This is a genomic window from Cedecea sp. P7760, from assembly GCF_013386425.1.
In the GTDB taxonomy this organism is placed as follows: Bacteria; Pseudomonadota; Gammaproteobacteria; order Enterobacterales; family Enterobacteriaceae; genus Cedecea; species Cedecea selenatireducens.
In genome coordinates, this window is sequence record NZ_JACARU010000024.1 from 82,926 (window position 1) to 94,950 (window position 12,025).

Genomic DNA, 12,025 nt, shown 5'->3' on the forward strand with positions numbered 1-12,025 from the left:
GGCAGAGGATTCCTACTTTCGCTTTTCTGGCTAATCCGCATAATACTTGCTCTACGTAATGTTTAGCGGCCCTTATTGGCCAGGGATGAAAGAATGAATGCACTACGTTTGACGAGCCTCGCCGCGCTGGTTTGCGGCCTGCTGGCGCTTTCGGGCTGTGACGATAAAAACAATCAGCAAACCGTTCAGCCCACCGCCTCTGCGGCGGAACAAAGCAGCAAAGCTGAAACTAAACCGGATACCGCCCAGCTAGAAAAACTGGCGCAGCAGTCCGCAGGGAAGCCGCTGAAACTGCTTGATGCCTCCGAAGTTCAGCTGGACGGTGCCAGCACGTTAGTGCTGACGTTTTCCATTCCGCTCGATCCCAATCAGGACTTCAATAAAGTCGCCCATCTGGTGGATAAAACCAGCGGCAAAGTGGACGGTGCCTGGGAGCTTTCCCGCGACCTGAAAGAGCTACGCCTGCGCCACCTTGAGCCAAAGCGCACGCTGATCGTGACCGTAGAAAGTGGCCTGCTTGCACTGAATAAAGCGACGCTGGACGCCAGCTTCGAAAAACAGATCGCCACGCGTGACGTGCAGCCGAGCGTAGGCTTTGCCAGCAAAGGCTCGTTACTGCCGACCAAAGTGATTGCGGGTTTGCCTGTTATGGCACTCAACGTCGATAAAATTGACGTCAACTTCTACCGCATTAAGGACAGCTCGCTCAGCGCGTTTGTCAGCCAATGGCAGTATCGCAACTCGGTCTCTAACTGGGAGTCCGACAATCTTCTGAAACTGGCCGATCTGGTTTACACCGGTCGTTTTGACCTCAACCCTGCACGCAACACTCGCGAGAAGCTGATGTTGCCGCTGGGCGATATCAAGCCCCTGCAGCAGCCCGGCGTTTATCTGGCGATCATGAATCAGGCGGGTCATTACGCCTACAGCAATGCCGCGACGCTCTTCACGCTGAGCGATGTGGGCATTTCGGTGCATCGCTATCACGACAGGCTGGACGTCTTTACCCAGAGTCTGGAAAACGGTGCCGCGCAGTCGGGCGTTGAAATTGTGCTGCTGAACGAAAAAGGGCAAACGGTTGGGCAAGGTAAAAGCGACGGTGACGGGCATACCACGCTTGAGAAGCTGAATAAAGGCACGTTACTGCTGGCGCGCAATGGCGAGCAAACCACGCTGCTGGATCTCAGCCGCCCGGCGCTGGACCTGGCCGAGTTTGATATCGCCGGTGAACAGGGCTACAGCAAACAGTTCTTTATGTTTGGCCCAAGAGATCTCTATCGCCCGGGAGAGTCGGTCATCGTTAATGCCCTGCTCAGAGACGGAGACGGCAAACCGCTGCCGCCGCAGCCGGTGAAGCTTGAGGTAGTGAAACCGGACGGCCAGGTTGCCCGCACCGAAGTCTGGCAGTCGGCCAACGGGCTTTATCAATTTACTTATCCTCTGAGCGACAGCGCGGCAACCGGGAACTGGCAAATGCGGGTCAACACCGGGGATAACCAGCCTCGCAGCTGGGCATTTAAAGTTGAAGACTTTATGCCGGAGCGTATGGCGCTGAATCTCACGGCGCAGAGTGCGCCGATATCCCCTGAAGATACCGTCAACTTTGACGTTGCCGGGCGCTATCTCTATGGGGCGCCAGCCGCGGGTAACAACCTTCAGGGGCAGCTCTTCCTGCGTCCTTTACGTGAGGCCGTTGCCGGGCTTCCGGGGTTCCAGTTTGGCGATATTAATGAGCAAAACCTTGCCCGTAGCCTGGATGCCGTTGAGCTAACGCTCGATGAAAAGGGGCATACGACCGTCAGCGCGGAAAGCCAGTGGGGAGACGTGCATTCTCCGCTTCGCCTGATTTTGCAGGCCAGCCTGCTGGAGTCCGGCGGTCGCCCGGTGACACGCCGCGTAGAGCAGGCCATCTGGCCCGCTCAGGCATTGCCGGGGATCCGCCCTCAGTTTGCCAGTAAAGAGGTCTATGACTACCGGACCGACACTACCCGCACGCAGCCGATCGTTGATGAAGACAGCAGCGCAGGCTTTGACATTGTCTATGCAGATGCACAGGGAGAGAAGCTGGCGGTAAGTGACCTGGACGTGCGCCTGATTCGCGAGCGTAGGGATTACTACTGGAGCTGGGAAGAAAGCGAAGGCTGGCAGTCTCAGTATGACCAAAAAGATCTGGTGGAAGCCGAGCAGAAGCTAACCCTTACCGCAGGGGAAACGGGCAAGGTGGCCTTCCCCGTAGAGTGGGGCTCCTACCGCCTGGAAGTCCGTGACCCACAAAGTAATCTCGTCAGCAGCCTGCGTTTTTGGGCAGGCTATAGCTGGCAGGACAACAGCGACGGAACCGGGGCGGTACGCCCGGACCGGGTGACGCTAAAAATAGACAAGCCTTCCTATAAAGCGGGCGATACCATCAATCTACATATCGCCGCACCTGCAGCGGGTAAAGGGTATGCGCTGGTGGAGTCCAGCGATGGGCCGCTGTGGTGGAAAGAAATAGACGTTCCGGCAAGCGGCATGGATCTCGCTATCCCGGTGGATAAAAGCTGGCAGCGTCACGATCTTTACCTGAGTACCGTGGTTATTCGCCCCGGAGACAAGGCTCGTTCCGCCACGCCTAAGCGCGCTGTCGGGATCCTTCACCTGCCGCTAGGAGACGAGAGTCGCCGCCTCGATCTTACGTTGCAAAATCCAGCCAAAATGCGCCCCAACCAGAACCTGACGGTTAAGGTGAAGGCCAGCGTGAAAAATGGCGAAGTGCCGAAGCAGATCAACGTGCTGCTGTCCGCCGTGGACAGCGGCGTGCTTAACATCACCGATTACAAAACGCCGGATCCGTGGGATGCCTTCTTTGGGCGCAAGCGCTATGGCGCTGACATTTACGACATTTACGGCCAGGTGATTGAAGGCGAAGGGCGGCTGGCTGCGCTGCGCTTTGGCGGTGACGGAGATGAAGGTGATGAGCTAAGCCGTGGTGGTAAAAAGCCGGTAAACCACGTGACCATCATCGCGCAACAGGCTCAGCCCGTAGCGCTAGATGAAAACGGTGAAGGAACGGTGACGCTGCCCATTGGTGATTTCAACGGTGAACTGCGGGTCATGGCGCAGGCCTGGACCGACGATCGCTTTGGTAATAGCGAAGAAAAAGTCACGGTTGCCGCGCCGCTGGTGAGCGAGCTGGCCGCGCCGAGATTTATGGCCGGTGGAGATACCAGCCGCCTGGCGCTGGATCTCACTAACCTGACGGACAGACCCCAGCAGCTTAGCGTGGCGCTCAGCGCTCAGGGACTGTTAGCGCTAAACGGAGCGTCGACGATGGACGTGAAGCTGGCCCCTGGTGCTCGCGGCACGCTGTTCATCCCTGTTCGCGCGCTGGAAGGTTTTGGTGACGGTGAAATCAAAGCCGTGATTAACGGACTTTCACTGCCGGGCGAGACGCTGGCGACCCCGGATAAACAGTGGAAAATCGGCGTTCGTCCTGCGTTCCCTGCGCAGACGGTGAACAGTGGCGCGGTGGTTAAACCGGGCGAAGTCTGGACGCTTCCACCTGCGCATCTGTCAGGGATTGCTGCTTCGACGCTGGAAGGTCAACTGTTGCTGAGCGGGCGCCCGCCTCTGAACCTGGCGCGCTACATTCGCGAGCTAAAAGCCTATCCGTACGGCTGCCTGGAGCAGACGACCAGCGGCCTGTTCCCGTCGCTGTACACTAACGAAGCTGAACTTAACGCATTGGGTATCAAAGGGATAACCGATCCTCAGCGTCGCGCTGCCATTGATGTGGGCATTGCCCGCCTGCAGGAAATGCAAAGCGACAATGGCGGCTTCGGGCTGTGGGATAAATCAGGGCCGGAAGAATACTGGCTGACGGCCTATGTTACAGACTTCCTGGTTCGGGCCAGCGAGCAGGGCTACAGCGTTAATGGCGACGCGCTCGGCAAGGCTAATCAGCGCCTGCTGCGCTATCTTCAGGATCCGGGCATGATCGCCTTGCGCTATACCGACGATGCTCCGGCCAGCCGCTTCGCGGTTCAGGCCTATGCCGGGCTGGTGCTGGCTCGTCAACAAAAAGCGCCGCTTGGGGCATTGCGTGAACTGTGGCAGCGTCACGAACAGGCTCGTGCCGGACTACCGCTGGTGCAGCTGGGTATTGCCCTGAAGCTTATGGGCGATGAGCCGCGTAGCCAGCAGGCGATTGCTCTGGGGCTGAAAACTCAGCGCAGCGATAAACAGGTCTGGATGGCGGATTACGGCAGCGAGCTGCGGGATAAAGCAATGATGCTGAGCCTGCTGGAAGAGAACAAGCTGTTGCCGGATAGCCAGAATCAGCTGCTGCTTGAGCTGTCCGATATGGCCTGGAGCCAGCGCTGGTTATCCACTCAGGAAACGAACGCGTTGTTTATTGCCGGCCACGGTCTGCAAAACGTGAAAGGTGACTGGCAGGCGCAGACATCGTTGGGCGCGGAGCCGCTGGCTTCCAGCCAGGCGGTAACGCGTAATCTGACCGCACAGCAGCTTTCTGGCCTGCAGGTGACCAACACCGGGATGTCCAGCCTCTATTTACGCCTGGACAGCGCTGGGTATCCGCAGCAGGCGCCGGCTGCCTACAGCAACGTGCTGCATATTGAACGTCACTTCCTTGATGCGAAAGGCAATACACGGTCACTTTCATCGTTGAAAAGCGGGGAATTGGTGATGGTGTGGCTGGACGTTTGGGCTGACAAAAACGTGCCGGATGCGCTAGTGGTGGATTTATTGCCTGCCGGGCTGGAGCTGGAAAACCAGAATCTGGCGAACAGCAGCGCCAGCCTGAGCGACAGCGCGAGCGGAGTACAGACGTTGTTGAACCAAATGCAGCAGCAGGACATACAGCATATGGAGTTCAGGGATGACCGCTTTGTGGCCGCGCTGCCGCTGAACGAGGGCCAGCATGCAACCCTTATCTATCTGGCTCGAGCCGTTACGCCGGGAAGCTACACCGTGCCTGTCCCGCAGGTGGAATCAATGTACGTCCCGCAGTGGCGGGCAACCGGTAACAGTACCGGCACGTTGACCGTTGTGCCGTAAGCAGAGCGTCGGTGCTTAACGGATCAAGGCTACGCTGGCGGCGGCGCTATCTCTGGTTGATAGTGCCGCTGCTGGTTGCCTCTCTCATCTGGCTGGCGGATAAGCTCTGGCCTCTGCCTTTACATGAGGTCAACCCGGCTCGCGTAGTGGTCGCTGAAAACGGTACTCCTCTATGGCGGTTTGCGGATGCGGAAGGGATCTGGCGTTATCCGGTGGAGCTGAATCAGGTTTCTCCTCGTTACCTTGAAGCGCTTATTGGCTATGAGGATCGCTGGTTTTGGGATCATCCCGGCGTAAATCCTTTCTCGATTTTGAGAGCGGCCTGGCAGGATCTGCGTCATGGAGAATTGATCTCCGGGGGCAGCACGTTGACGATGCAGGTTGCGCGTCTGCTGGATCCTCATCCTCGTACTTTCGGCGGTAAAGTTCGCCAGGTCTGGCGCGCCTTCCAGCTCGAATGGCATCTTTCCAAAAAGCAGATCCTGACCCTCTACCTCAACCGTGCTCCCTTCGGCGGCACGCTACAGGGCGTCGGCGCGGCAAGCTGGGCCTATCTCGGGAAAGCCCCTGAAAAGCTAAGTTATTCAGAAGCTGCGCTGCTGGCGGTACTTCCGCAGGCACCAAGCCGCCTGCGGCCTGACCGCTGGCCTGAACGCGCGCAGCTAGCACGGGATAAGGTACTCCGTCGCATGGCGGAACAGGGCGTGTGGTCACAGAAACAGGTTACAGAGTCTTTGCAGGAGCCTGTCTGGCTGGCACCCCGCCAGATGCCGCAGCTCGCCCCGCTGCTGTCCCGGTATCTGGCATCGCGCACTAAAGATACGCTGATCTCTACCACGCTGAATGCTTCTTTGCAGCGTCAGCTGGAAGAGCTGGCCCTGGGCTGGAAATCACGTTTACCGCCTCGATCTTCACTGGCCATGCTGGTGGTTGACCACACCACGATGCAGGTTCGCGCGTGGGTTGGCTCGGCGGATATCAACGATGACAGTCGATTCGGGCATGTCGATATGGTCACCGCCGTTCGATCGCCGGGCTCCGTGCTGAAGCCTTTTGTTTATGGCATGGCAATGGACGAAGGATTAATTCATCCGGCTTCTTTATTGCAGGACGTGCCGCGTCGATTCGGCGACTATCGTCCGGGAAACTTTGATACGGGTTTTCACGGGCCGGTGAGCATGAGCGATGCTCTGGTGCGTTCGCTGAACCTGCCCGCTGTTCAGGTGCTCGAGGCCTACGGGCCGAAGCGTTTTGCCGGGCAGATGGGTAATGTGGGGCTCAACCTTCGCTTCCCTCAGGGAAGCGAGCCCAACCTCTCGCTTATACTTGGCGGCGGTGGTGCGAGGCTGGACCAGATAGTTGCGGCCTACAGCGCGTTTGCCCGTCATGGCAAAGCCGCTCAGCTGCGGGTATTGGCGAATGATGCGCTGCGGGAGCGTCCGTTGATGTCGTCGGGTTCGGCCTGGATTATCCGCCGAATTCTTGCCGGAGAAGCCCAGCCTCAGCCTGATGCTTCTTTACCTCCCGTCGTCCCTCTGGCGTGGAAAACCGGGACCAGCTACGGCTATCGTGATGCCTGGGCCATCGGCATCAACTCGCGTTACCTGATTGGCATCTGGACCGGCAGGCCTGATAGCACGCCGGTGGCGGGGCAGTTTGGCTTAGGGAGTGCCGTACCGCTGCTTAATCAGGTAAACAATCTGCTGCAGGCTAATTCACGCGTGCAGCAGCTTCATTTGCCGACGGATCCTCGCCCGGCCTCGGTCAGTGCCGCAGAGATCTGCTGGCCCGGCGGGCAGGCATTGCCGCCGGGGGATAGTAATTGCCGCCGACGCCTGACGACCTGGCTTCTGGATGATGCTCAGCCGCCCACGCTGCTGGCTCCGGGGCAGGAAGGCGCGCAGGGCACGCGTCAGCTTATTTGGGTTGATGCGCAGGGTAAGCGAGTGGCACCCGATTGCCCGGGGGCTCGTCAGCAGACTGTCGCACTCTGGCCGCTGCCTCTTGAGCCGTGGCTGCCACAGGCTGAACGCAGGGCGGAGCGTCTTCCGCCGCCTTCTGAAATCTGCCCTCCGCTGCAGAAAGAGAGCGTAACGCCATTATTACTGCTGGGGGTACGAAACGGCACGATATTGAAACGTTTACCGGGGCAAATGCAGCTTCCTCTACGGCTTTCCAGCCAGGGGGGGCAAGGCCAGCGCTGGTGGTTTATTAACGGACAAAGCGAAGAGAGTCAGGGCGATGGGCTGGCGTTAATGCTTAATAAACCAGGAGAATATCAGGTGCTTGTGATGGATGAATCCGGGCAGGTAGCCAGTGCGAATTTCATTCTACAGTAACGGCAAAAGATGAAATACCGCCTGCTGCATCGATTGTGTTGCCAAAACTAATCTTATTTTAAAAAAATGTTATCTCCATCCATAGGCAACGGCAAACTTGCTCTTTATAATCTGCGCCAATTTCATAACCGGGTTTCCCGGACACACAGAACATCTACAGAGGTAATCATGGCTATTGAACGTACTTTTTCCATCATCAAACCAAACGCGGTGGCAAAAAACGTTATTGGTAACATTTATGCTCGTTTTGAATCTGCAGGGTTTAAAATCGTTGGCGCAAAAATGCTGCATCTGACCGTTGAGCAGGCTCGTGGTTTCTACGCTGAGCACGACGGTAAGCCGTTCTTCGACGGTCTGGTTGAGTTCATGACCTCCGGCCCAATCGTGGTTTCCGTTCTGGAAAGCGAAAACGCAGTACAGCGTCACCGCGACCTGATGGGCGCAACTAACCCGGCTAACGCGCTGGCAGGTACTCTGCGTGCAGACTACGCTGACAGCTTCACCGAAAACGGCACCCACGGTTCTGACTCCGTAGAATCCGCAGCCCGTGAAATCGCTTACTTCTTCGCCGAAGGCGAAGTGTGCCCACGCACCCGTTGATATTTCCAAATCTGTAAGCGAATTTACACTTAATATCTCCGTTGTTCGCTTTCAGTCGTGGCATCTATGCCCTAGAATTTGTACAATGCAACGCCCCCGGAAGAGCCAGCTCACCGGGGCGTTTCTTTTTCTAACCCTCCAGGGGCCATAACGTGTAACAACGAGGCCGGAAAACATTATGTCTGAAATGAACACGCCTGAAGCGACACCTGTTGTTGTTTCCAATAAAGCCGAAAAAATTAACCTGCTCGATCTTAACCGCCAGCAGCTGCGCGAGTTTTTCGCCGAGCTGGGTGAAAAGCCGTTCCGCGCCGACCAGGTCATGAAGTGGATGTATCACTATTGCAGTGATGACTTCGACGAAATGACGGACATCAACAAAGTGCTGCGCAACAAGCTAAAAGAGATTGCCGAGATTCGTGCTCCGGAAGTTGCAGAAGAGCAACGTTCTGCCGATGGCACCATCAAATGGGCAATCAAAATAGCCGATCAGCTGGTTGAAACGGTATACATCCCGGAAGAAGACCGCGCTACGCTGTGCGTCTCTTCACAGGTAGGTTGTGCGCTGGAGTGTAAATTCTGTTCCACCGCGCAGCAGGGCTTTAACCGTAACCTGCGCGTGTCAGAAATTATTGGTCAGGTCTGGCGTGCGGCGAAGATTATCGGTGCGCAGAAGAAAACCGGCGTGCGTCCTATCACCAACGTGGTAATGATGGGCATGGGCGAGCCGCTGCTGAACCTGAACAACGTGGTTCCGGCCATGGAAATCATGCTGGACGACTTCGGCTTTGGCCTGTCTAAACGTCGCGTAACGCTTTCCACCTCTGGCGTTGTGCCAGCGCTGGACAAGCTCGGGGATATGATTGACGTCGCGCTGGCTATCTCCCTGCACGCGCCTACCGATGATATTCGTGACGAAATCATGCCGATCAACAAAAAATACAACATCGAAACCTTCCTGGCGGCCGTTCGTCGTTACCTGGAGAAATCCAACGCCAACCAGGGCCGCGTGACGGTGGAGTATGTGCTGCTGGATCACGTTAACGATGGTACAGATCACGCGCATCAGCTGGCCGAATGCCTGAAAGATACGCCATGCAAAATCAACCTGATTCCATGGAACCCGTTCCCGGGCGCACCTTATGGCCGCAGTTCTAACAGCCGTATCGATCGTTTCTCTAAAGTACTGATGAGCTATGGTTTTACTACCATTGTTCGTAAGACCCGCGGCGACGATATCGATGCAGCATGTGGCCAGCTGGCCGGTGAAGTTATCGACCGTACCAAGCGTACTATGCGTAAGCGTATGCAGGGTGAACCTATTGCCGTGAAGGCCGTCTGATAATAGATGGCTATTTACCGCGCTGGGCGAGGGTGCTCTGCGCGGTATAAAAAACGGGCAAAAGTGTATGGGCAGTCAATAACGTGGCCTAATACATCATTCAGCATAATAATTACGGTGCGTTTCGGGCGGCTTTAAGGCAGTATGTAGCCGCACAACAACAGTTTAGTTGTTCCCATTTCGTAAAGTTAACGGACAGTTTGCCGAAGGGTGGCTATGGTTAACTTACCGGCAGGTCCGGTAGCCCAGGAAAACGCCAGCTCAGCGTGAATTACGCTGCTGACATCGGGTATTTTTGCTGAGGGTTTGCCTTCAGGTATCAGATTTGTTTCGCGGTGCGAGTCAATCTGACGTAGCGGAGACGTTGCGGTACAGGACTCGTGCCAAATTCTTTAATTTGAACAGTACCAGCAGTTGTAGCTAATGAATACTGAAGCCACTAACGAATCAAATGCAGCACAAACAACAGGTGAGCGTTTACGTAACGCGCGTGAACAGATGGGTCTCAGCCAGCAGGCTGTGGCTGAACGCCTGTGCCTGAAAGTTTCCACCGTCAGGGATATAGAAGACGACAAGGCGCCTGCCGAGCTGGCCTCTACGTTCCTGCGTGGCTATATCCGCTCTTATGCGCGACTGGTTCGTATTCCTGAAGAAGAGCTGTTGCCGATGATGGCGAAACAGGCCCCGATTAAGGCGGCCAAAGTTGAGCCTATGCAAAGCTTCTCACTCGGTAAGCGCCGTAAAAAGCGCGACGGCTGGCTGATGAGTTTTACCTGGCTGATTCTGTTCGTTGTCATTGGCCTGACGGGCGCATGGTGGTGGCAAAACCACAAGGCGCAGCAGGAAGAGCTGTCTACGATGGCCGACCAGTCAACCACTGAACTTTCTACCAGCAGCGGCCAGTCTGTGCCGCTGAATACCGGCAGTGATACCTCTACCGATGCGGCGGCGACCTCGCCTTCCGCAGCGGCCGTTGAACAGCCTGCGCCTGCTGCAAATAGCGTGGCTCCGGCGCCATCTCAGCAAACTGCCGCTGCGGATGTCACTCAGCAGCCGGCCGTGGTTGCGCCAGGCCAGGCACCAATTGATAACGCACAGACTACGCCAGCAGTGACTGCCGGGCAGCTGCCAACCGATCAGGCTGGTGTGAATCAGGCGGCGGATGCCGCTCAAGGTCTGGCGCTGAACTTCACCGCTGACTGCTGGCTGGAAGTCACCGACGCCAGCGGTAAAAAGCTGTTTAGCGGCCTGCAGCGCAAAGATGCGAAGCTGAATTTAGCGGGCAAAGCGCCTTATAAACTGAAAATTGGCGCGCCGTCGGCAGTACAGGTTCAATACCAGGGCAAACCTGTGGACCTGAGTCGTTTTATCAGAACTAACCAGGTTGCACGTCTGACCGTCGGTGCTGAATAATCAGCGCCAGTCCAGACGCGTAATTGTGGAGATTTACCATGCATAATGCCGCACCCATCCAACGTCGCAAATCCAGGCGGATCTACGTCGGTAATGTGCCAATCGGCGATGGTGCCCCTATCGCCGTTCAGTCGATGACCAATACGCGTACCACCGATGTGGAAGCCACGGTTAATCAAATCAAAGCATTAGAACGCGTAGGCGCCGATATCGTTCGCGTATCCGTGCCAACGATGGATGCTGCCGAGGCTTTTAAGCTGATTAAGCAGCAGGTCAACGTTCCGCTGGTGGCCGATATTCACTTCGATTACCGCATCGCGCTCAAAGTTGCAGAATACGGTGTCGACTGCCTGCGTATTAACCCCGGCAACATCGGCAACGAAGAGCGTATTCGCACCGTGGTTGACTGCGCGCGCGATAAAAATATTCCTATCCGCATCGGCGTTAATGCCGGTTCCCTGGAAAAAGATCTGCAGGAAAAATACGGTGAGCCAACGCCTCAGGCGCTGCTCGAATCCGCTATGCGCCATGTAGATCATCTTGATCGTCTCAACTTTGATCAATTCAAAGTCAGCGTAAAAGCCTCTGATGTCTTCCTGGCAGTTGAGTCTTATCGCCTGTTGGCTAAACAGATCGATCAGCCGCTGCACCTCGGGATCACCGAAGCGGGTGGGGCGCGTGCTGGTGCAGTAAAGTCAGCGATCGGCCTGGGCCTGCTGCTTTCTGAAGGGATCGGCGACACGCTGCGTATCTCTCTGGCGGCGGATCCGATTGAAGAGATCAAAGTCGGCTTCGACATCCTTAAGTCGCTGCGTATTCGTTCCCGTGGGATCAACTTTATTGCCTGCCCAACCTGTTCTCGTCAGGAGTTTGACGTTATCGGGACGGTTAACGCGCTCGAACAGCGTCTGGAAGACATTATCACCCCGATGGACGTTTCCATCATCGGCTGCGTGGTTAACGGGCCGGGCGAAGCGCTGGTCTCCACGCTTGGTGTGACCGGCGGTAATAAGAAAAGTGGTTTCTACGAAGATGGCGTCCGCCAGCGAGATCGTATGGACAACGATGACATGATTGCGCAGCTTGAAGCGCGTATTCGTGCCAAGGCCAGCATGCTGGATGAAAAGCAGCGTATTGATATCCAACAGCTGGAAAAATAATGCGAAGCATGGGAAGCACAGGGCTTCCCGTGTATGATTGAACCCGCACGGCCGTTTACCTGAGTGAATGGCCTGATTTCGGGTTCATTTTTTGTATATAAAGCAGAGAAAAA

General features: G+C 56.3%; 6 protein-coding genes. All 6 read left to right on the forward strand.

Going from position 1 to position 12,025, the window contains the following annotated elements:
• Positions 1–93: 93 nt before the first annotated feature.
• The 6 genes from HX778_RS10535 (at position 94) to ispG (ending at position 11,912) form a co-directional block, all read left to right on the forward strand.
• On the forward strand, positions 94–5,058 hold the full coding sequence (locus HX778_RS10535) for an alpha-2-macroglobulin (protein ID WP_176981945.1): 4,965 nt from the start codon (positions 94–96) through the stop codon (positions 5,056–5,058).
• Positions 5,059–5,069: 11 nt separating this feature from the next.
• Complete coding sequence (gene pbpC / locus HX778_RS10540; protein ID WP_176981946.1) at positions 5,070–7,397, forward strand: peptidoglycan glycosyltransferase PbpC; 2,328 nt, start codon at positions 5,070–5,072, stop codon at positions 7,395–7,397.
• 168 nt (positions 7,398–7,565) lie between these two features.
• Positions 7,566–7,997: a nucleoside-diphosphate kinase gene (gene ndk / locus HX778_RS10545; RefSeq protein WP_038479994.1), complete on the forward strand. Its 432-nt coding sequence runs from the start codon at positions 7,566–7,568 to the stop codon at positions 7,995–7,997.
• A 178-nt stretch (positions 7,998–8,175) separates the two neighbouring features.
• Entirely contained in the window at positions 8,176–9,339 is a 1,164-nt protein-coding gene (locus HX778_RS10550; protein WP_038479997.1) for a bifunctional tRNA (adenosine(37)-C2)-methyltransferase TrmG/ribosomal RNA large subunit methyltransferase RlmN, read from the forward strand.
• A 423-nt stretch (positions 9,340–9,762) separates the two neighbouring features.
• A complete protein-coding gene (rodZ, locus tag HX778_RS10555; RefSeq protein WP_176981947.1) occupies positions 9,763–10,752 on the forward strand; it encodes a cytoskeleton protein RodZ in 990 nt (329 codons plus the stop codon).
• 38 nt (positions 10,753–10,790) lie between these two features.
• Positions 10,791–11,912 carry a flavodoxin-dependent (E)-4-hydroxy-3-methylbut-2-enyl-diphosphate synthase gene (gene ispG, locus HX778_RS10560; RefSeq protein ID WP_038480003.1) on the forward strand — a complete coding sequence of 374 codons (1,122 nt, stop codon included), beginning with the start codon at positions 10,791–10,793 and terminating at the stop codon, positions 11,910–11,912.
• Positions 11,913–12,025: the final 113 nt, after the last annotated feature.

Coding starts and splice junctions, on each gene's coding strand:
- HX778_RS10550 (WP_038479997.1), top strand. CDS start 8,176: ATGTCTGAAATGAACACGCCTGAAGCGACACCTGTTGTTGTTTCCAAT.
- rodZ (WP_176981947.1), top strand. CDS start 9,763: ATGAATACTGAAGCCACTAACGAATCAAATGCAGCACAAACAACAGGT.
- ndk (WP_038479994.1), top strand. CDS start 7,566: ATGGCTATTGAACGTACTTTTTCCATCATCAAACCAAACGCGGTGGCA.
- HX778_RS10535 (WP_176981945.1), top strand. CDS start 94: ATGAATGCACTACGTTTGACGAGCCTCGCCGCGCTGGTTTGCGGCCTG.
- ispG (WP_038480003.1), top strand. CDS start 10,791: ATGCATAATGCCGCACCCATCCAACGTCGCAAATCCAGGCGGATCTAC.